Genomic DNA, 24,360 nt, shown 5'->3' with positions numbered 1-24,360 from the left:
TTCAATGTTAATAACATGTATGATTCATGCAAGCAATACAACCATTAAATTTAAAGCTTCATAAAAATCAAGCAAGTTTTATAAACTGGCGTTTTTTATTATTATCCGGATGTATGTTAATTGCGCTAATAGTATTACTAGGACGTATTTCTTATTTACAGTTAGTTAATCCCGATCTTTTAGTGCGTGAAGGTGATGCACGTTCATTACGAATTCAGCATATTGATAATGCACGTGGAATTATTAGTGATCGAGCAGGAAGACCACTAGCAGTTAGTGTCCCTGTAAATGCTATTTGGGCCGATCCTAAATTAGTAAATGAACATGGAGGTATTACTAGAGATATTCGTTGGATGGCATTAGCTAATGCTTTAGATATATCCTTAGATGAAATATCAGCACGTATTAGATGTAATACAAAAGGACGTTTCGTATATTTATCTCGCCAGGTTAATCCAGTAATAGCTGGATATATAAATAAATTAAAACTACCTGGTGTTTACCAAACTCAAGAATCCCGTCGTTACTATCCTGCTGGTCAAGTTACTGCTCATATTATAGGTATTACTAATATTGATAGTGAAGGAATTGAGGGGGTTGAGAAAAGCTTTAATCAATGGCTGACAGGACATCCTGGTACACGTATAGTACGTAAAGATCTTTTAGGACATGTTATTGAGGATATTTCATCTAAAAATAATCATACATCTCATAATCTTTTTCTTAGTATCGATAAACGCTTACAGGCACTAGTTTATTATAAGTTAAATAATGCTGTTACTTTTAACAAAGCAGAATCAGGTACTGCAGTTCTTATTGATGTTAATAGTGGAGAAGTTTTAGCAATGGCTAATAGCCCTTCGTACAATCCTAATAATATAGCAAATACACCTAAAAATACTATGCGTAATCGCGCTATTACAGATATATTTGAGCCTGGATCTACAGTGAAACCAATGGTAGTTATGACTGCTCTTCAGCACAAAATAATTAAAGAAAATAGCATTATAAATACGCTTCCTTACTATATTAATGGTCATCAAATTAAAGATGTTACCTGTTATAAAAAACTTTCTATAGAAGGTATTCTACAAAAATCTAGTAACGTTGGTGTATCAAAACTAGCATTAGCTATGACCCCTGCTGCACTCACAGAGACCTACTCTCATTTTGGGTTAGGTAAGGCAACAAATTTAGGATTAGTTGGGGAAAATAGTGGTATATATCCCCAAAAAAAACAATGGTCTGATATAGATAGAGCCACTTTTTCTTTTGGATATGGGCTTATGGTCACGCCTTTACAATTAGCACGTGTCTATGCAACTCTTGGTAGTTTTGGAATATATCGTCCATTATCTATTACTATGGTTAATTCCCCTATTAAGGGAGAACGTGTATTTCCTGAAGAAATTACAAGAACAGTAGTGCATATGATGGAAAGTGTTGCATTGCCTGGTGGTGGTGGTACTAAAGCTGCAATCAAAAGTTACCGTGTTGCCATTAAAACTGGTACTGTTAAGAAAGTAGGGCCACATGGTAAGTATATTGATAAATATATTGCTTATACTGCTGGTATCGCACCTGCAAGTAATCCTAGATTTGCTCTAGTGATAGTAATTAATAATCCGCAAGCAGGAAAATATTACGGTGGTACTGTATCTGCTCCAATATTTAGTGATATCATGACCAGTACACTACGTATTATGAATGTTCAGCCTGATGCATTACTTACAAGTGATAAAGTAAATAAATAAATAATAAAACATAATTTTATTTATAAAAATTAATTTTGAATATATCTAATTCCCTTATCATGTAAATATTTAAAACTGTTTTATAAAAAATAATATAAGAGAGTTATATTGTAGCAGCTAGCTAGATAGATTTTTTTAACGATACTAAGTGATAAGCTTTATAATTATAACTACCTACATGTAAAGAGATAGTAATAATATTTAGTCACAGTATATATCTGAAGATATATAAAGGAAAAGTAAATAATGTTATTAGTGGTTAAAATATCATTTTATAGTATATTAGTTTAATAAATAAAATATATGCCTAAGGCAAAAATAGAGATTATAATTATTCTCTAATAATAAATAATTCGCACTTGAATAAGTGTTATAAATAACGAATATTAAAAATATTCATTGCATAATTATTAATCTAGTAATCTTAATTTATTAGAATAAAACAGTACATTTTAGGAGAGGTAAAGGTAATGTACTGTAAAAGTCTATTCACATAAAAATATTACTCTCTCAGTATACTGTGCTTATTAATCTAAGTAGTTATTTTTTTAATATTAAACTCATCTCTATTATTTCAGATCAATAATGTGTTTACTATTTTTATATTTATAACATTAAAGAAAAAAAATATTTATCCTACTTATGTAGGCAGATAGTGTAAATTATCTTAGTTAAAAAATCAAATAGTTTTAACTATTTAATATCTCTTCCTAATCATTAGGAAAGAGTTTATATATTTGGTGAATAAAATTCAGTATAACTAGTTCTTCAAGTAAAGGATATCGAATTTTATTTATTAGTAATACTGATCTATAAGGTAGTTCACTAGGATATTTGACGTAAAATACATTCACTAATTCATATGATGAATATATTAATATTCAGTTACTTATTAATATACTTTGCAATATATTAATTTAATTATAATTGTTATTCTTTATTATAGAAATTTTATAAATTACAAAAAGTAATGTTTTAGTAAATAAAATTCGTATATTAAATGTATTCAAGAAAGTCTTTATAAGTTTTATGTTTGCACTATAAAGAAAATTATTTTGTTTTTTGTTGTTCATATTATACTAAATATAGATTTTTATTGATAAGAGTATTGTCGAGTAATATTCTAAGTGTATTGTATAGTAACAATTTAAAATCCTCGTAAAATAGTTAAGAATGCCATTATAGCTGTATATTATTAGTTATTTATTATAAATATTTTAATTATATTTAAGATCTTTTTAATCGTATTGGAGTTATGATTAATTCTTTTATAAAAATAATAGTATTTATATAGTCACCGTAATTAATAAAAGGATAGGAGATATTATGAATTTAATTAATAATTAATGTTCTATACTATTTATATCTTATAAAGATTGCAGTTTATTTGGAGTATAGTATATGATTTCTGTTTTCTTACAAGTTATATCACAGGTTGTAAATGGCCGATTAATAGGTATGGATATTCAAGTTTGTAACATTGCTATAGATACAAGAAAGATCACTAATCAATGCATGTTTATAGCTTTAAAAGGTAAAAAAATTGATGCCCATAACTTTGCTATAGATGCCTTAGAAAGTGGTGCAGTAGCATTACTTGTAAGTCAATATTTACCAATTAATATACCACAGGTTGTAGTGTCTGATACGCGTATTGCTCTAGGTTTATTAGGTGCATGGGTACGTCAGCAAATTTCAGCACGCATTATTGCTTTAACAGGATCTTCAGGTAAAACTTCTGTTAAAGAGATTAGCGCCACAATTCTGAAGAATTGTGGCAATGTTCTTTATACTGAAGGTAATTATAATAACGATATTGGCGTACCGTTAACTTTATCATTACTCCAACACAAGCATGAATTTGCTGTTATAGAGCTAGGAGCTAGCCATATAGGAGATATTGCTTATACATCTAATTTAGTAAAACCAGATAGTGTTTTAATTAATAATTTAGCAGCCGCTCATCTTGATGGATTGGGTTCTTTATTAGGAGTTTCTAGAGCTAAGGGTGAAATATTTAATAACTTATCATCAGATAGTACTATAATTATTAATGCTGATAGTAATGACTGGTTACATTGGTGTAAAAAAGTTACTTATCAACGAGTATGGCGATTTTCCTTGCAGGAAAATACATCTGCTGATTTCTTTGCTGATGATATACATATAACGCAACAGGGTACTCAATTTAAATTACATACCCCATTTGGCAATATAACAATAGTACTGTCATTACCAGGTTACCATAATATAGCTAATGTATTAGCGGCAGCAGCTCTTACTATGTCTGTGGGTGCTAAATTAGAGAACGTATATCAAGGATTATGCTTATTAAAAGCAATTCCGGGTCGTTTATTTCCAATTCTTTTAAATAAACATCAGCTTATCATAGATGATACATATAATGCAAATGTAGGTTCTATGATTGCCGCTATACAGGTTCTCAGTACTAAGCGTGGTTACCGAATAATGGTCGTTGGCGAAATGGAGGAGCTGGGTATTGCAGGAGCAGCATATCATTGTCAGGTAGGAATGTTTGCACGTAAAGCAGGAATTGATAAAGTGTTCAGTGTTGGGGGGTTAAGCTATCTTATTAGTAAGGAGAGTGGCTGTGGTGAACACTTTCAGAATAAAGCATCTCTTATTGAACGATTAAAAAAACTTTTACGTGAGTATATAGAAATTACTATTTTAGTAAAAGGTTCACGCAATACTGCTATGGAGCAAGTGGTAAGAGATTTATCTACATAAAAATACAGGGAAATATATCCATGTTAGTTAACATTATTACTGAATACCTAGTTAAATATTATCCTAGCTTTAATATTATTTTTTATATAACATTCCGTTCAGTTGCGAGTTTACTAACTGCGTTATTTCTCTCTTTGTCAATTGGTCCTTATATGATTACTTTTTTAAAAAAAATATCATTTGTTCAAGTAGTGAATCATAATGGTCCTGAATCTCATAATATAAAACAAGGTACGCCAACTATGGGGGGGTTGATGATGCTTATATCTATCATAATTTCAGTGTTGTTGTGGGCTTATTTATATAACCCGTATATCTGGTGTGTAATTTTTGTATTTCTTAGTTATGGTATTGTAGGTTTTATAGATGATTATAGGAAGGTTATACTTAAAAAGAATAATGGTTTAAGCGCACGCTGGAAGTATTTTTGGCAGTCAGTAATTGCGTTGATTATTTCTATTATCATGTATGTTATAGGTAAAGATACTTCAGCGACTGGACTTGTGATTTTATTTTTTAAAGAATGTATACCTAAATTGGGTTTATTATATATCATACTGAGTTATTTTGTTATAGTAGGTACTAGCAACGCAGTTAATCTAACGGATGGTCTAGACGGATTAGCTGTAATTCCTACGGTATGTATTGCTATTGGTATGGGGTTATTAGCCCTAGCTACTGGTAATATAACATTTGCTACATACCTTCATATTCCTTATTTACGTTATGCTAGTGAATTAATGATTGTTTGTACTTCAATAATTGGATCGGGACTTGGTTTTTTGTGGTTCAATACTTATCCAGCACAGTTATTTATGGGAGATGTAGGTTCTCTTGCTCTTGGTGGAGCTTTGGGTACTATTGCAGTATTATTACGTCAGGAATGCTTGCTTGTAATTATGGGGGGGGTATTAGTGATAGAAACATTATCTGTTATTTTACAGGTAATAAGTTTTAGATTGTGCGGGCAACGTATTTTTCTTATGGCACCAATACATCACCATTATGAATTAAAAGGATGGCCAGAACCCCGTGTAACTGTGCGCTTCTGGATTATCTCTTTTATACTATTATTAATAAGTTTAGTGATATTAAATATCAGTTAAATAATACAATATTCTAGTCAAAAAAATTATGATAATTTACTTAATCTTACTAGTATTTTTATTAATTTTATAGCGTTAGGTATCACTCGATAATCTATTAATCCATGATATATTAAGAGTATAAACAATTATTAGTGATTTAATTAAGGACTTATAACTTTAAATTTTTCAGTATTACTTTAGATAATTTTTCTATCACCTTAGTTTCTTATAAATATATAAATAGTAAATAATATAAAAATATCTTAATTTAAAGTATATATACTAATAATTACTTATTATTAAGTAATTAGCGTAAAGCAATACAATAATATTGTTTTATTATAATGGTAAATATACAATTTTATTATGTTTGTATCGTTTATAATACAGGTTTTTCTATTTTAATGTTACTATAGTAAAATTATTAATTTATACAATAAAATTATTAAATTTTATTTAAAAATAATAGTTAAATTTTATATTACTTTAACTTACATTGTTAAAAATACTAAATTTTATATAAATTATTATCTATTTAAATTGTATTAGTATTGTAGTTGAAAATCGATAGTTAATAGGATAAAAGATATTTTTATGCATAGATTTTAATATTAAGACAAACTCACTATAAAACATAGTTTTTATAGCGTATTAGATGTATTGTTAATAGGATATTATATCGATATTACATATACTTATAGCTTACAAGTATAAACTATTTTATATTTAGTTTATTATTTCTAATTTTATCTTAATTACTAAGAAGTTATGGTAAATTAGTTAATATATATATTTTTAGCTAAGATACTTACGTAGATAATTTTTTATACTCTTTTGAAAGAAAGATAAACATTTTTATAGTATTATTTTTAGAAGTAATCAAATAAGTTTAAGTTATAAAAATTAACTACATATATGATCTCTATAGAATATAAAATAATAAAAATTTTTTGAGATTATTCTAGTTAAGGTGTTAACAAGTTAGAGTTATTTAACTAAAGAGTTGTACTAATATTTATGAAATTTTTATATAGTAAATGGTTCATAAAAGTAAATCAAAATTATACAGGCATTATAATACTTTATGATCGCACGTTACTCTGGCTAATATTTGTATTATCTGCTATTGGTTTTATAATGGTAACATCAGCATCAATACCGATTGGGCAGAGTTTAGCAGAGGATCCACTCCTATTTGCAAAACGTCATGCATTCCATCTATTCTTATCTTTAATTTTAGCTACAGTAACTTTACGTATACCCATGGATTTTTGGCATAGATATAGCAATATATTGCTACTAATATCTATTGCAATGCTTTTTATGGTTTTAGTATTAGGAAGTTCGGTAAATGGTGCTTTACGTTGGATTGATTGCGGTTTAATATGTATTCAACCTGCTGAAATATCCAAATTATCTTTATTTTGTTATATATCTAGTTACCTAGCACGTAAGGTTAAAGAAGTGCGTTCTAATTTTTGGGGTTTCTGTAAACCTATGTGTGTTATGATTATATTATCTTTACTATTATTAGCTCAACCTGACTTGGGAACTGTAGTTGTTCTTTTTATAACCACTCTAGGATTACTATTTTTAGCTGGTGCACAAATATGGCAGTTTATAGCAATTATTAGTTCTGGTGTTTTTTCTGTAATTATGCTTATTATTACTGCACCTTATCGTATGCGCCGAATCGTATCTTTTTGGAATCCATGGGATGATCCATTTGGTAGCGGGTATCAGTTAACACAATCGCTGATGGCTTTTGGTCGTGGTCACTTTTGGGGTCAAGGTTTAGGTAATTCTATTCAGAAATTAGAATATCTTCCTGAAGCGCATACCGATTTTATTTTCTCTATTTTAGCCGAAGAACTTGGTTATATAGGTGTTGTAATAGTTTTGTTGATCATATTTTTCATAGCTTTTCGTGCTATGTCAATAGGATACCGTGCATTAGAAATAGGTCAATGGTTTTCTGGGTTTTTATCGTGTGCTATAGGTATTTGGTTTAGTTTACAAACAGTGATTAACGTTGGTGCTACTGTAGGTATGTTACCTACAAAAGGGTTAACTCTACCGCTTATTAGTTACGGTGGATCTAGTTTATTAATTATATCAACCTCTTTAGTATTATTATTGCGTATTGATTATGAAATTATTTGGAAAACTACTCAAGCAGTAGTGAAGGCTTCCCGATGAGTAGTGGTGATACTAATTTTCAAAAAAGTAAGCGATTAATGATTGTAGCCGGTGGCACAGGTGGACATATTTTTCCTGGCTTAACTGTAGCTCGTTATTTACAAGTTCAAGGATGGCATGTCCGCTGGTTAGGTGCCGACGATCGTATGGAATCTTATTTAGTTCCAAAATATAATATAGCAATAGATTTTATTCGAATTTTAGGTTTTTGTGGTAAAAGTGTAAAATATAAGTTAGCAGCTTTAATGTTTATTTTAAGAGCAGTGTTACAAGCTAAAACAATTATACAGATATATCAGCCTGATGTTGTTTTAGGAATGGGAGGATATGTTTCTGGTCCTGGTATTTTAGCAGCTTGGATATGTGGAATACCAGTTGTATTGCATGAACAAAATAGCACTGCCGGTTTAACTAACCGTTTATTAGCAAAGATTGCTACACGTACATTACAGGCTTTTTCAGGTGCATTATCTAATGATCCTGGTATCGGTAATCCAGTGCGTGCAGATGTAATATCTCTCCCTCATCCTCAGCAACGTTTAGCAGGTCGTATCGGTCCTATACGTATTCTAGTTCTAGGTGGTAGTCAGGGTGCAGATATTCTTAATTATATTATGCCTAAAGTAGCTAGAAATTTAGGTAATAAAGTTTCCTTATGGCATCAAGTAGGAAAAGGCTCTTTACCAGCAGTATTAGCTGATTACAATAAAGTAGGTCAAACACAGCATAGATTAATTGAGTTTATTGATGATATATCTTCTGCTTATTATTGGGCTGATGTTGTAGTATGTCGTTCAGGAGCACTTACAGTGAGCGAAATATCTGCTGCTGGTCTTCCGGCGTTATTTATACCTTTCATGCATAAAGATCGACAGCAGTATTGGAATGCACTGCCTCTAGAGAAGGCAGGTGCTGCAAAAATTATTGAACAACCACGACTTACGGTAGAGTTAATAACAGATACATTAGTATTATGGGATCGTCAAACTCTATTAGAAATGGCAAAGAAAGCTCGTTCTTTCGCTATAATAAATGCTACTGAATGTATAGCTTCCGTAATTTGTGAAGTAGTTAAATAATACAATACATATTGTAGAAGTGTATTGGATTATATAAATAAAAATAATAGAACAAAAGTAGTGTTGGGAATATAATTATTTAATAGTTACGTAAATCGTATACTATTGTAATTATTTTAGTATTAAAAAATTTATTTTATTAGATTGGAAATAGTGCAATGATATACTAATTAATTATTGACTAGATAGTATAAAATACTAAGTTATAATTTTAGTTTTTAACTTGCTTTTATACAGTATATAACCTAGGTATGTATCAGGATTAATGGGTATTACAGTATTATAAATACTAATAAATATATTATTCGTAGTAAAATTAAATAGCAATTTTTCTTATAATGTAGAAATATTATAGGGCTTTGGAGTGACTTATTTTCGTAAAAAGATGCGATTAAATATTTATATAGTTAATATATTTTACTATTAGATTTAAATCTAAAAATTTACAGATTAAAACAGTACGGATATTTTTATAATTCTAGTATTTATAATTAAGTAATTTTAAATTATATATTGATTAATATTAGGTATGATGTATGAATTAGGTACCTTCTTGTATTTAAATTTTAATCCATTATCTGTTTAATAAACAGATAAAATATAATGTATCTTTATTACAATTTTAGTTTATGTTATTTTTTATAATAAATATTTAATTGTATTATATACATTATTATAACGATAACTATAAAACATTAAAAATAAGTATGTATTAATTTTTATATAATATTATTTATACCATTTGTATGGTGATTTATTTAGATCATCTTATTGTACGTCAGTTACAATTATTTATAAAAAGTCATATTATCACTTATTTTTTAATAAAATATATAGATGATTGATTGTTAATGCGTATTATTAATATAATAATTAATATATGGTTATTTATTTTACGTCATAATAAATATAGATCATGTATGATATTAAAATATATTCTTATAAAGAATAATACTCTTAACACAGAGATAATTTATGATTTTAAGATATATAATATGATTATTATAGGATAAGAATAATGTACGTTTTTTGATGTTTTTGGAACTAGATATCTCCTTGATACATTTAGTAATGTGTACCTTAAATATTTTATATTGCAAATAAGGTAAAGAGATGGATTATTAATAACTGTATTCATAAGTATAACTAAAATTATATACGATTAATTAAGATTATATATGCTGTTTTGCCAAAATAAATAAATTATTACTCATATTATATAATAATAATTATATTATTTATTTTTTATTATATATATTGTCTATTTTATAGATTTACTCTGTTATCTAAATAGTAATCATTAGAGCAGAGAGTAATTTATTTATTTATGTACTATCAGTTATTAAGTTCAATTAAATTAAATATTAATACTTAATATTACATTTTAATAATTATACTAAATTAGTTTTTTAAAAAAATAAAATATATTTTTATTCAAAATATAGAATTATGTTGGTAAATTAACTTCTATTTTTTTTAACAGGTATTTTAGTTTTATTAACGTTAAAATAATAAGTATGGATAAAACAATGTATAGCGAAAAAGTTGCTATATTATTAGTAATAATTCAACAGAATATGAGGGAGTCTTTATATTCAGGTTAATCGATATTAAATAGTTTGATAGAAGCCAATATTAATACATATCTGGTTAATACTAAATACTACTCTATGACATAATTAAAGGATATAGATTATGATAAGATTTTTATTATCCTTCATGAAAGATACAACAAAGACGATATTCTACAAAAAATCTTGTTTTTTAAAATTACCTTACACCGGTAGTGATATTATATTCTCAACATGAGCTATGGATAAATTATATACCAAGCTTATTTGGCAGTCATTATATTTAACTGTATATCCTTTTATAACGATTAGCCGTGCATAATTTGATATAGTATTAAAGTAAGATAAATAAATTAATATATAAGCTAATTTTGCCACTAGTTATTATGCTAAATGGTCAAAGTTATGGTGTTAATATTAGTAAAATTACCTATTCGAAAATTTTTAATGATGCGTTGATAGAAGATTTCCGTTATGATAACACTATCTTAGTGGAAAAGTAGTTAATTATTATAAAGTATACTATTGTATTTTTGGGTGAAGACATTGTACCGTCTATTCATATAAAATTATTTATTGTATTTAATAATTACAAAGTGAAAATATTTATCTAATCATACAAAATATTTTTGTCCTAGCGGTTTAATAAACAAAGAACATGAATATAAACTAACTGAATTAACTAGTAAATCTTATAACTCATTAAACTATAATGGCTGAGATTAAGTTTATGTAATGATGAATACGTATAGTATATTTTATCTATTAGAGGTAAATATAATACCTCCTATTACTATTCATAAGCTTATTACCAATACCAGCTCTTATTATGATTGGATAAAGCTCTTTGAGTTAGTTATGTATATATTAAAGATGGCTAACTGATATGTCACAAACATTTTTTAATAGTAGCAGCAATGAATTTCATAGTATAGTAGATTTACGTCGTAATCATCATATCTGTTTGTTTAGTATTGTTTTTTTATTTATTGTACTTATTGTAATAACAATAAGTAGTTGGATGTTAGTTAGTTGGATAAAAGAATCTAGTCGTATGCTGATTTCTACTGTAATGATAACTGGAATATGTAATTTTACTCATTATGATGATATAAGACATGCAATTCTACTATTAGATTCTACAAGTAATTTTATAACACAAGATATTCATATGATACAGCAAGAAATTAAGCGTTTACCCTGGATTAAGCAGGTTAATGTACGCAAACAATGGCCTAATATACTTAAAATTCAACTGGTTGAGTATGTTCCTATTGCTTATTGGAATGATCTATTCTTGATTGATGCTAAAAGTAAGAAATTTCATATACCGGTAGGACGTATGATACAACAGAAAATACCCCTTTTATATGGTCCTAAAGGTACCGAGAATCAGGTAATAGCACAGTATTTTTTAATAAGTAAAGAACTAGATAAGCATCATTTAAAGTTAAAAATAGTATCAATGAATACTCGTAATGCATGGCAAGTATGTCTAGAGAATGATATTTTTCTAAAACTAGGGCGTACTAATCCAGTTGATCGTCTAGCTAGTTTTGAAAAAATTTACCCTATTTTACAACAGAAGGCAAAAGAGACGGATCAGCGTATCATGTATATCGATTTACGATACAATGCTGGCGCCGCTGTGGCAATGGTCCCAGCGTTGATTACCCAGCATACATCTCAAACACTACTCAGCAATAGAAGTAGACATAGGTTACAATAATAATGATCAAGTCGACGGATAGAAAACTGGTAGTAGGACTGGAGATTGGAACCGCAAAAGTAGTAGCTATGGTAGGGCAAGTTTTACCAGAAGGTGTAGTGAATATTATAGGTGTGGGTAGTTGTTTATCACGAGGAATGGATAAAGGCGGTGTTAACGATTTAGAATCCGTTGTAAGGTGTGTCCAATGTGCTATTGATCAAGCTGAATTAATGGCGGATTGTCAAATTTCTTCAGTTTATTTAGCGCTATCCGGTAAACATATTAGCTGCCAAAATGAAATTGGTATGGTTCCCATTTCTGAAGAAGAAGTAACCTTAGAAGATGTGGAAAATGTTGTCCATACTGCCAAATCTGTGCGCGTACGTGATGAGCATCGTGTTTTACATGTAATTCCGCAAGAATATGCAATTGATTACCAAGAAGGTATTAAAAATCCAGTTGGTTTATCTGGTGTGCGCATTCATGCCAAGGTTCATCTTATTACTTGCCATAATGATATGGCTAAGAATATTGTCAAAGCAGTTGAGCGCTGTAACCTTAAAGTTGATCAACTTATTTTCACCGGTTTAGCAGCTAGTTACGCTGTATTAACTGAAGATGAGCGTGAACTTGGTGTATGTGTCGTAGATATCGGTGGTGGAACAATGGATATAGCTGTTTATACTGGTGGAGCATTACGCCATACCAAGGTTATTCCTTATGCTGGTAACGTTGTTACTAGTGATATTGCTTATGCATTTGGTACCCCTCCAACTGATGCAGAATCAATCAAGGTTCGTTATGGATGCGCTATGGGTATATTAGTAGATAAAGACGAAAGCGTTGAGGTACCAAGTGTAGGTGGTCGCCCACCTCGTAGTTTACAGCGACAAACTTTAGCTGAAGTGATTGAGCCTCGTTATACTGAATTATTAAATTTAATTAATGATGAAATATTGCAGTTACAAGAACAATTGCGCCAACAGAGTATAAAACATCATTTAGCAGCGGGGATTGTTTTAACGGGGGGGGCTGCACAAATTGATGGTTTAGCAGTATGTGCGGAAAAAGTATTTCAAAATCAAGTTAGGATTGGAAGACCCATCAATATAACTGGATTAATAGATTACGCACAAGAACCTTATTATTCAACCGCTGTGGGTTTACTTCATTATGGAAAAGAATCACACCTTAGAGGTGGAGATGTAATAGAAAAAAAATCTTCAGTAGGTAATTTATTAAAAAAAATTAATGTTTGGCTGAGAAAAGAGTTTTAATTTTAAAATATTATTTAAATATACTAATAATCTCGTAGTAATAGGCACAAACGGAGAAAAGCTATGTTTGAACCAATAGAATTAACCAATGATGCCGTGATTAAAGTTATGGGTGTTGGCGGAGGTGGGGGAAATGCCGTAGAACATATGGTGCGCGAGCGTATTGAAGGTGTTGAATTTTTCGCTGTAAATACTGATGCACAAGCTTTGTGTAAAACTGCTGTTGGTCAAACTATTCAGATTGGTAGTGGAATTACTAAGGGTCTTGGGGCAGGTGCAAATCCAGAAGTAGGTCGTTACTCTGCAGAAGAAGATCGCGAAGTTCTTCATGCTACACTAGAGGGGGCTGATATGGTATTTATCGCAGCTGGTATGGGGGGTGGTACTGGTACTGGTGCTGCGCCAGTTGTTGCAGAAATTGCTAAAGATTTAGGTATTTTAACTGTTGCAGTTGTTACTAAACCTTTTAATTTTGAAGGTAAAAAACGCATGGTTTTTGCAGAACAAGGTATAGCTGAACTCTCTAAACACGTAGATTCACTTATTACTATTCCTAATGATAAGTTATTAAAAGTTCTAGGTCGTGGTATTTCTCTTTTAGATGCATTTGGTGCGGCTAATGATGTTTTGAAAAACGCAGTACAAGGTATTGCAGAATTAATTACGCGCCCTGGTCTTATGAATGTAGATTTTGCTGATGTACGTACTGTCATGTCTGAAATGGGATATGCTATGATGGGGTCAGGCATAGCTTGTGGTGAAGATCGTGCTGAAGAAGCAGCAGAAATGGCGATTTCATCCCCACTTTTGGAAGATATTGATTTATCTGGTACACGTGGTGTTTTAGTTAATATTACTGCTGGCTTTGATTTACGTTTAGATGAATTTGAAACTGTAGGTAATACAATTCGTGCATTTGCTTCTGACAATGCAACCGTAGTGATTGGTACCTCTCTTGATCCAGATATGAAAGATGAACTGCGTGTTACAGTAGTTGCTACTGGTATTGGTATGGATAAACGTCCTGATATGACTCTAGTTACTAGTAAACAAACTACACAATCTGTAATAGAGCAGCGTTATAAGCAGCATGGATTATCTCCATTACCTCAAGATGGTAAAAAACCTATAGTTACTAAAGTTATTAATGAGCATATTGCACAAGGTAATAAAGAACCTGATTATCTAGATATTCCTGCCTTTTTGCGCAAACAAGCTGATTAATTTACTGAGATATTTATCATACTCGTTTGTTATTCTACACCGCATAGTTCTCCTAGCATAGTAATTTTATGCTAGGATTCTTTAGATAGATACACTCTCCAGGATAAAACGATGATCAAGCAAAGGACATTAAAGCGTATTATTCAGGCAACTGGCGTTGGTCTTCATAACGGTAAAAAAGTTAACTTAACTATGCGCCCAGCTGCGGCTAATACTGGGGTTATTTATCGTCGTACTGATTTAAGTCCTCTACCAATAGATTTTTTAGCTAATGCTAAATCAGTTAGAAATACTATGTTATGTACTTGTTTAGTTAATGAGCAGGGTATATGTATTTCTACAGTAGAACACTTAAATGCCGCATTAGCTGGTTTAGGTATAGATAATTTAATTATTGAAGTTGATGCCCCAGAAATACCTATCATGGATGGTAGTGCTAGTCCTTTTGTATATCTTATATTAGAGGCTGGAATTAAAGAATTAAACTGTGCAAAAAAATTTCTTCGTCTTAAGCAGACTGTACGTTTTGCAGATGGTGATAAATGGGCTGAATTATCCCCATATAATGGTTTTAGCTTAGACTTTACTATAGATTTTAATCATCCAGTTATTGATATTAGTGCACAACGTTATCGCATAGATTGCTCGGCTGAATCTTTTGTACGCCAAATTAGCCGTGCGCGAACTTTTGGATTTATGCGTGATATAGAATATTTGAAATCTTGTGGGTTATGTTTAGGTGGTAGCTTGGATTGTGCTATAGTAGTTGATGATTATCGTGTATTAAACACAGATGGTTTGCGTTTCTCAGATGAATTTGTTCGCCATAAAATGTTAGATGCTATTGGTGACTTGTTTATGTGTGGACATAATATTATTGGTGCTTTTACTGCATACAAATCTGGTCATACATTAAATAATAAATTATTACAAGCAGTATTAGCTAAGAAGGATGCCTGGGAATATGTAACGTATACAAATAATACTGCAATACCAATAGTATTTACGTGTACCAATAGTATTTATCTTAAAGATCATTACTTCTAATTACAATTTATAGAAAAGAAATTCTATTTAGCTCATTAAAATAATAGCTAAGTTTTTAATTTTAATTTTTTTATTTACCTCCCTTTATCTCCTGCGTTTCTATTTTTATTTTAAACTAAACAAGATTTCAATAAAACTAAGTATAGTTTCTAATGAAAATAATTTATATCTTATGTAGATAAGATAGGTAAGCATACTAAGATATGTATCCCTTTATATATAAAAAATATGGCATTATAATATAATTTTTTATTTTAAATAATTAATAATAATTTATTAGATGTTTTTATTTATCGTGGTATACATATGACCCCAAATAGTAGTAATTTTATTAAGCCAGGATGTACTAATTGATGTATTATTAATTATACTAAACTAAAGTTATTACGCCCTATATATTATATTTATATTTTATATACTCTGTTTATATTTAAGGTTAATCTTAGTTAAGTATGATTTAAATAATAGGTATATCTTATATCCTTTAGGTTGTTTTTATTATTAGTACGCATTATATGAGATTAATATTTATTCTGAAGATATTGTATAAGAACAGTGTTTCTAAATAGATATATAAAATTTGTAAATAATATCTACTTTGATAAGTGTATAACAAAAAGATATTGTTATGCAATATTTAAAAATATTACTATTACTTTTAAATATTAGCTACACACTGATTATGTATAAGTTTTAATAACTTTTGAGCTACATGTAACTTTTTATATATAGTGTAGTAATTTATTCAGTTAATAAATAGATATATATAAATAGTCATACAGGATAAAAATCCCGTATATCTGAGCACTATTTACAATAAATACTTCCTTATTATTATAAATTTGGGGTGATTTTAAATTATTATCCCTTAAGAGATATAAAAAATTATGTTAATAAAATTATTGAATAAATTTTTTGGTAGTCGTAACGAGCGTAAGTTAAGAGAAATACGTAAAGTAGTAGCTTTAATTAATAAATTAGAGTCAAAGATAAAAAATCTTTCTAATAAAGAGTTACAATTAAAAACTCATGAATTTCGTGAAAGATTACAAAAAGGCATAACATTAGACAGTTTATTACCAGAAGCATTCGCTACTATACGTGAAGCTAGTAAACGTGTATTTGGTATGCGTCATTTTGATGTACAACTGTTAGGTGGTATAGTTTTAAATAATCGTTGTATTGCAGAAATGCGTACAGGTGAAGGAAAAACTCTTACTGCAACCTTACCAGCTTATTTAAACGCTCTTAGCGGAAAAGGTGTACATATTGTTACTGTAAATGATTATTTAGCACATCGTGATGCTGAAAATAATCGCCCACTTTTTGAATTTCTAGGTCTTTCTGTCGTAATAAATCTACCGGGTATGACTATATCAGAAAAACGTGCGGCGTACGCTGCGGATATAACTTATGGCACTAATAATGAATACGGTTTTGACTATCTACGTGATAATATGATATTTAGTTCAGAAGAACGTGTCCAAAGAACATTACACTATGCGTTAATAGATGAGGTTGATTCAATCCTAATAGATGAAGCGCGTACACCATTAATAATCTCTGGGCCTGCAGAAGACAGTGCAGATATATATATTCGTATTAACCAATTAATTCCTAAATTAATACGCCAGGAAAAAGAAGATTCTGAAATATTTAAAGGTAAAGGACACTTTTCTGTAGATGAAAAAAGCCGACAAGTTAATTTAACAGAACGTGGTTTAATCTTAATTGAAGAAATGTTAATTCAAAATAGTATGATTAAAGATGGAGAATCTTTATATTCTCCTGCTAATATTATGCTTATGCATTATATAACTGCTGGATTACGTGCACATGTATTATTTACCCGTGACGTTGATTATATTATTAAAGATGGAAGGGTGATTATCGTAGATGAACACACTGGTCGTATTATGCATAGCCGTCGTTGGTCTGATGGCTTACATCAGGCTATAGAAGCTAAAGAAGGTGTTAAAATTAAAAATGAAAATCAAACTTTAGCTTCTATTACTTTTCAGAATTATTTCCGTCTTTATGAAAAACTTGCTGGTATGACTGGTACTGCAGATACCGAAGCTTTTGAATTTAGCTCTATTTATAATTTAGATACAATTGTTATTCCTACTAATCGTCCAATGATACGTAATGATATGTCAGATGTAGTGTATATAACCGAAGCAGAAAAAATTAAAGCAATTATTAAAGACATTCATAAATATAATAAGCGCGGACAACCAGTTTTAGTTGGTACTATTTCTATTGAAAAATCAGAAGATCTGTCTCAAGAATTAATAAAATCAGATATAAAACATAATGTTTTAAATGCTAAATTTCATGCTAAAGAAGCTGAAATCATTGCTAATGCTGGTTTACCTGGTGCGGTTACTATTGCAACTAATATGGCTGGGAGAGGTACTGATATTATGTTAGGAGGTAGCTGGAAAAATGAAATTTCTAATTTACTTATACCAACAGAGAAAAGTATTAAAGAAATTAAAAATGCATGGAAAGTTCGTCATAATATAGTGCTTTCTTTAGGTGGATTGCATATTATTGGTACTGAGCGTCATGAGTCACGTCGTATCGATAATCAACTTCGTGGACGTGCTGGCCGTCAAGGTGATGCTGGTTCTTCTCGTTTCTATCTATCTATGGAAGATTCTTTAATACGTATTTTTTCTTCTGATCGTGTTATTAGTATTATACGTACACTTAGTATAAATCCTGGTGAATCTATTGAGCATCCTTGGGTAACTAAAGCTATTGCTAATGCACAACGTAAGGTAGAAAGTCGTAACTTTGACATACGTAAACAGCTGTTAGAATACGATGATATAGCGAATGAACAGAGGCTTGCTATTTATGCTCAGCGTAATGAATTATTAGATGCTGATGATTTAGGTAATATTATTACTAGTATTCGTGATGATGTGTTAAAAAATGTCATAAGTAATTATATTGTACCGCAGTCATTAAAAGAGACCTGGAAAATTATCAACCTCCAAGAACACCTAAAAAAAGATTTTGATTTAGATGTCCCAATTAAATATTGGTTAGAAAAAGAATGTAGCTTACATGAAAAGATATTACGCGCGCGTATATTACAGTATTCAGTTATGGTATATCATAGCAAAGAAAAGGTTTTGGGTTTAGAAATGATGCGGAAATTTGAAAAAGGTATAATGCTAAAAACTTTAGATTTACTTTGGAAAGAACATTTAACTGCAATGGATTACCTACGTCAGGGTATTCATTTGCGTGGTTATGCACAGAAAGATCCTAAACAAGAATATAGACGTGAAGCTTTTATTATGTTTGAAAATATGCTTGCATCACTAAAATATGAAGTAGTTAGTGTTCTTAGTAAATTGCAGGTTTATATGCCAGAAACAGTTAGAAATACAAGTCATACACTTAATAAACAAACAGAGGTTTTGGTTCCTATACAACAGAAAATTAAACCATCTACTTATAAAAAATCCGCAGTTAATACCCTATCACTAAACACTAACGAATACAAAGTAAGTCGCAATGATTTATGTCCATGTGGTTCTATGCAAAAATATAAACAATGCCATGGCCGTCTTCAAGAATGATATTTAAAGGGATGTTTTTCTAAAACAATCATAAAATATATATTAATAAAAATTATATTCTTAATTATCGATTGATTTAATATCAGCATTACTATTCAGTAAGATTTCTATAATTTTTAAATTTTTAATAATTAAGTTAAATTAATCTTAACTATTTATTTATATTTTTATACAATCTAATCCTTATTATATTATGGAGATAACGTATAAAAATATTGTTCTGTTAGATATGTAATTATTATAAATTAAATGGACTTTAATGATAATAAATAATATTTCATTATAAACTTTAATATTGTTTAATTTTTTTTAATTTTCTACTTTTAAAGTAATTCTATATTAATAAGAATTATTAGTCTATACAAAATATCTTTAATTGTTAAGTAATCACAAGTACTTATATAAGTAATTAATCTAACAAATAGTGTTTATAGAATAATATTCTATAGTTAGTTTTTTTAATATATGATATATAATAAAGATTTAATTATATACTCTAACTAGAGATAGATGAGTACAAAAATATAGATGCGTTAATATATTTTTTACTAAATATATTTAATAGTATGTTGTATTAGTATTAAAGTTTTTTAGATCTAGATTTATTTCTTAATTTGCTAAAAATAAAATTTCGTGCTTTTAATTTTTAATTTACCTCTTATCTAATAGAATTTAGATGCTAGTTAATTAATAGAATATTTCTATTAAAAGGCAGTCAAATATATTGATATCATAATTTAAATATAAATTAATTGATAATTTATTTTAGGTTTTTTTTGTATAAGATACAAGAAATAGAACATTACTTTTTGAAAGATACTAAATACTTATTTATTAAAATATTTAAAATAATAATAGAAACTTTACTGTAGGCATAGTATAGTGAAATTATAGAGTAGTTTTTAGTTTTTAGTTTTTAGTTTATATATCTATTTCTATATAAAAGAGTGTAGTTTAAGTGTTATATTATAAATTAATTTATTAAATAAATGCATATTTAGTAAATTTATACTATATATAAATCATAACTTTTATTTAGTTAAGTGATAAACATTATTTCTTATGAGTACAGGATCATAATTGATACTACTATATATTATATTATAATATATCATATTTAATAATCATCATCATTTTTAAGTTGTATTAATAATTTTACCTGTGATTATAATAATTTAAATTTTATTTTTAAATACTAGAATATTTAATTATATTAATACTTATGAATATATATTTATTACCTATATTTATACTCTTATATAATTTTAATGTACAAAAAATTTATATTGTTATTTAAAGTAACTTTTTAGTTATTATTTTATTAGTAGCATCTATGTTATTATTTTTATATATATTATAAATAAACTAAAAATTCTTGGTTATTTTTATATATAACATATAAAATGTATTAAACATAATTTTAGTGAAAATATCATTGATAATAATTATTGTGTATTTGATGAAAATCAAGTATGCATTTAAACATAATATAAAATACTCATTATCTTTGGTATAAAATAATATCTAATATAAGAAATTTTTAAAAAATAAAAAATACTATTAATAATATTCAAAGAAAGATATATAATTCAATAGTATTGATATAAATCAAGAATATTACCTTGTAAATAAAATAAAAAAATTTATCATACATCACTATAATATTATATATTATTATGTATTTTTTATAAATATTCTCGACTACATAAATTATTGATATAAATTGTAATATATGATTATCTAATTAAACTAGTACCTGATATAACAGGTTTATTATTTTAATAAAAAATTTACACACTTATTTCTATTATAAATTACAGTTCTACTAGAACTGTAATTCTGTATTATTTTTTCTTTATTTAAAATAGTTGTAAAATTTTTATTAATACAACAATTTAATTTATAAATAATATTTAAGTATATAGTATTTCTATATTTCTATATTTCTATATTATGCTGAAGCGTAACTCTTCTCTTTTGAATTAATTATAATATAATTAGTTTAAAACACATATAAAATTATATCGTATTATTGTTACTAACAAATACTGCTTATTTACTAATAAGATTAGCTGATATATTCAAATAACAAGTATGCAATGAGATAACATGCGATGAGATAATTTCAGTCTGACCATTATTTTCAATTATATCATCAGCATAAGATAGTCGCTGCACGCGTGTAGCCTGTGCTGCTAGTATACTTTCTGCTTCAGCTCTAGAAATACCGTCTCGCATTATTATACGCTGTAATTGTACTTCAGGATTAACATCAACAACCAATATACGTTGTGCTTGCTTAAATAATCTATTTTCAATTAATAAGGGAGATATCCAAAGAACATAGGGAGCAACAACCGTCGCCAATCTATATTGAGTTTCCTTATAGATTAAAGGATGTAGAAGGTTATTTAGCCATAACTTTTCATGATGATTACCAAAGATAATTCTTCTTAGTTCAGTCCGATTTAACACTCCATTGTTATTTAAAATTTTAGGGCCAAAGTGTTCTTTAATTTTTTTTAGAGCCGGGGTATTTATAGCTACAATTTCTCTAGCAATAATATCCGCATCTATTAAAGGTACTCCTAAAGGAATAAATTCTTTTGCAATAGTACTCTTACCACTGCAAATTCCTCCCGTTAATGCTACTATATAAGTCATAATGCCACTCATTATATACTGTCTTTTAAACTATAAACACTTTTTATAGATAAGTTTGAGTAATAAATTATATTATATTTATAATAAGTAGTAATAGGTATAATTAAAATTTTATATGAAACATTAGTTTCATTTAGAATATTTGATATACAAATGATATTATCATAAAGTGAATTAATAATTCTTATAATTTCATAATAAATAAAGTATATAAAATTAATTTATTTGTTATAATTATTTTGCATATATTTTAAAGAATATTTTCAGGTAAGGTATAAAAGTTTATCTCCTTTATATTCTTTTTTTTTAAAAAAAATATAAAATATTTAATAATATAATTAAATAATTTTTATAAATAGAACTTTAAATAAAATATTATTTTTTAAATATATTTGATATATTAAAAGTGAAGTAACTATATTTTTATATAACAGTTTTATTTACACAAAGGTATTAAAATGGAAAATATTAATAAGATGACATTTCAAAATGTTCTTGAATTTGTGCGTTTATTTCGCCGTAAAAATAAATTGCAACGTGAAATATTAGATAATGAGAATAAAATTCGTGATAACAAAAAAAGAGTACTTCTTCTAGATAATATAAGCGAATATATTAAGCCAGATATGCATTTTGAAGAGATTAAAGCAATAATCTCTGATATGCGAGTAAACTATGAAGATCGCGTTGATGACTATATCATTAAGAATGCTGATCTATATAAAGAACGTCGTGATCTTTCTAAGAAGCTACTTTTATTAGGCAAAAGAGACGTTAAGTAAATTTTTTAAAAGTTTATCACTTAAAATAATTTTATGTTTTAAAATTATTTTAATAAAACAGACTCTATCTATTAGATAGATATTATAAGTTTTTATTCAGCATAAAGAATATTATTTATCTCTTTTCAATTAGAATAAATTATAGTATCTTTGATCATTTTTAATCTTTAGTTAAGATTAAAAAATAAGTATGTACAATATCTTAAAAAGATTGTAAAAGATAATAAAATAACTTAAAGATATTATCTTATCTAAAATTTAGGACATATTATATATAATAACTTCTTATAAATATTTTAAAAGTATACAACGATTTTTACTCTATATTTAATATAAGGAGTATTAGTAGTGTTATAGTTTATAAAATTATTTTTCTAAATATTCCAGATATATTTTACTATTTATTTTAAATAAAAATTTTTAGAAAAGATATTTAATTATTTTTTATATGTGAGTTAATATAAATTATTATTAATTTAATATTATATGTTAATTCTATTACAAATATGATGTATTATTAATATTTTATATTGGGTTTTTAAAATGGCTCCTCCGACTGGATTCGAACCAGTGACATACGGATTAACAGTCCGCCGTTCTACCAACTGAACTACAGAGGAACGTTTATAAATAATATATATTTATACTAACTTAATTTATTATATACTTTAAAGTAAAAAATAATACCTTTATATAATGTAATAAGAAATAAAATTTCTTAAAATAATACACTTAATAAGTTTGCAGTGAATGTCAAAAAGTTTAATATTAATTATTAATATTTTTAGAATAAAGTATTATGGTTTTATTTCTACTAAAATTTAGTAATTTATTGTTTAATATAACAGAAACTTTTAGTGAATTCAATGCAATAATAATATTTATATGTCATGATGGTAGTGTAAGTGATTTAGAATAGAAAATCACCTACAATTATAATTTGTATGTATTTTCTACTCATACTAAATATCATTAGTACTATCATAATATCTATAGTGTATTTAAATTTTTATATAGAATGCTATTAATTTTTATTAATCTATATTCTAGATAAGAGTAATTATTTTATTTTTCTTGGCTTATTCAGTGTGTACATTATACCCATTAAATATACTCTCTCTTAAAGAAATCATACTTTATATCATGTATTAGATTAAACCACAAAGACTTATTTAAAAGAAATTAAACTTTCTTATATAATTACCTATAAAATATAGTAATGGTATATTATACTAATCAAAATATTTAGTCTTAATAAAAAATAATATTTATTAAAAATAGTAAAATACTAAAAATAGTATTTTATATAAGGATTATATTAGTAAAATTAATTTGCTAATTATTATTAATCACTTAAGGTTGCTTTTCATTATATATTTTTGTTTATTAGCATACCTAATACATTAATAATCATACTAATATAATAAAAACAAGATTAGTACTTTACTAAAAGTATATAATTTTATAGTCTTATAACACATTATTTTTATATTAAAATGCTTCTTATTTTAGAGAAAGGATATACATGCTTAATAAGCATTATAACAGACTTGCTTTAGTTATATAATATGTTGAATGAAATATATTAAAAAATTTTCTCAGTATAAATGATAC

The 24,360-nt window shown here is 27.5% G+C and carries 12 protein-coding genes, 1 tRNA gene and 1 pseudogene; 12 read left to right on the top strand and 2 right to left on the bottom strand.

Features of this window, described 5'->3' with window-relative positions; genetic code table 11:
• Positions 1-26 precede the first annotated feature (26 nt).
• From ftsI to secA, 11 genes and pseudogenes are all read left to right on the top strand, one after another.
• Complete coding sequence (gene ftsI / locus K0T98_RS02575) at positions 27-1,754, top strand: peptidoglycan glycosyltransferase FtsI (protein WP_225639294.1); 1,728 nt, start codon at positions 27-29, stop codon at positions 1,752-1,754.
• A gap of 1,401 nt (positions 1,755-3,155) precedes the next feature.
• Entirely contained in the window at positions 3,156-4,505 is a 1,350-nt protein-coding gene (gene murF / locus K0T98_RS02570) for a UDP-N-acetylmuramoyl-tripeptide--D-alanyl-D-alanine ligase (RefSeq protein ID WP_225639293.1), read from the top strand.
• Between the two features lie 20 nt (positions 4,506-4,525).
• Positions 4,526-5,611 carry a phospho-N-acetylmuramoyl-pentapeptide-transferase gene (mraY, locus tag K0T98_RS02565; RefSeq protein WP_225639292.1) on the top strand — a complete coding sequence of 362 codons (1,086 nt, stop codon included), beginning with the start codon at positions 4,526-4,528 and terminating at the stop codon, positions 5,609-5,611.
• A 1,047-nt stretch (positions 5,612-6,658) separates the two neighbouring features.
• Positions 6,659-7,792: pseudogene (gene ftsW / locus K0T98_RS02560) on the top strand (cell division protein FtsW); the annotation flags it as partial.
• The gene (gene murG / locus K0T98_RS02555; protein WP_225639290.1) at positions 7,789-8,871 is read left to right on the top strand and encodes an undecaprenyldiphospho-muramoylpentapeptide beta-N-acetylglucosaminyltransferase; all 1,083 of its coding nucleotides are present in this window, start codon (positions 7,789-7,791) and stop codon (positions 8,869-8,871) included. The pseudogene ftsW and the gene murG, both read left to right, overlap by 4 nt.
• Before the next feature lie 1,942 nt (positions 8,872-10,813).
• Positions 10,814-10,945, top strand: a complete 132-nt coding sequence (locus K0T98_RS03070; RefSeq protein ID WP_256442444.1) for a hypothetical protein — start codon at positions 10,814-10,816, stop codon at positions 10,943-10,945.
• 383 nt (positions 10,946-11,328) lie between these two features.
• Positions 11,329-12,171, top strand: coding sequence for an FtsQ-type POTRA domain-containing protein (locus K0T98_RS02550; RefSeq protein ID WP_225639289.1), 843 nt, complete (start codon positions 11,329-11,331; stop codon positions 12,169-12,171).
• A 2-nt stretch (positions 12,172-12,173) separates the two neighbouring features.
• The gene (gene ftsA, locus K0T98_RS02545) at positions 12,174-13,430 is read left to right on the top strand and encodes a cell division protein FtsA (protein WP_225639288.1); all 1,257 of its coding nucleotides are present in this window, start codon (positions 12,174-12,176) and stop codon (positions 13,428-13,430) included.
• A gap of 63 nt (positions 13,431-13,493) precedes the next feature.
• The gene (gene ftsZ, locus K0T98_RS02540; protein ID WP_225639287.1) at positions 13,494-14,654 is read left to right on the top strand and encodes a cell division protein FtsZ; all 1,161 of its coding nucleotides are present in this window, start codon (positions 13,494-13,496) and stop codon (positions 14,652-14,654) included.
• A 111-nt stretch (positions 14,655-14,765) separates the two neighbouring features.
• Positions 14,766-15,701, top strand: a complete 936-nt coding sequence (gene lpxC, locus K0T98_RS02535) for a UDP-3-O-acyl-N-acetylglucosamine deacetylase (RefSeq protein WP_225639286.1) — start codon at positions 14,766-14,768, stop codon at positions 15,699-15,701.
• A gap of 887 nt (positions 15,702-16,588) precedes the next feature.
• On the top strand, positions 16,589-19,300 hold the full coding sequence (gene secA, locus K0T98_RS02530) for a preprotein translocase subunit SecA (protein ID WP_225639285.1): 2,712 nt from the start codon (positions 16,589-16,591) through the stop codon (positions 19,298-19,300).
• A 2,052-nt stretch (positions 19,301-21,352) separates the two neighbouring features.
• Here secA and coaE read toward each other — a convergent pair.
• The gene (coaE, locus tag K0T98_RS02525; protein WP_225639284.1) at positions 21,353-21,964 is read right to left on the bottom strand and encodes a dephospho-CoA kinase; all 612 of its coding nucleotides are present in this window, start codon (positions 21,962-21,964) and stop codon (positions 21,353-21,355) included.
• A gap of 458 nt (positions 21,965-22,422) precedes the next feature.
• On the opposite strand from coaE, the gene K0T98_RS02520 reads away from it, so the two are divergent.
• Positions 22,423-22,746 (top strand): DUF496 family protein, encoded by a 324-nt coding sequence (locus K0T98_RS02520; protein ID WP_225639283.1) that lies wholly within the window; start codon positions 22,423-22,425, stop codon positions 22,744-22,746.
• 544 nt (positions 22,747-23,290) lie between these two features.
• On the opposite strand, the gene K0T98_RS02515 is transcribed toward K0T98_RS02520, so the two are convergent.
• Positions 23,291-23,366, bottom strand: a tRNA-Asn gene (locus K0T98_RS02515).
• Between the last annotated feature and the right edge of the window lie 994 nt (positions 23,367-24,360).

This window comes from Candidatus Profftia sp. (ex Adelges kitamiensis), from assembly GCF_020342455.1.
Classification (GTDB): domain Bacteria; phylum Pseudomonadota; class Gammaproteobacteria; order Enterobacterales; family Enterobacteriaceae; genus Profftia.
Note: the sequence above shows the minus strand (reverse complement) of the source record. Positions and strands in the feature narration are given on the sequence as shown.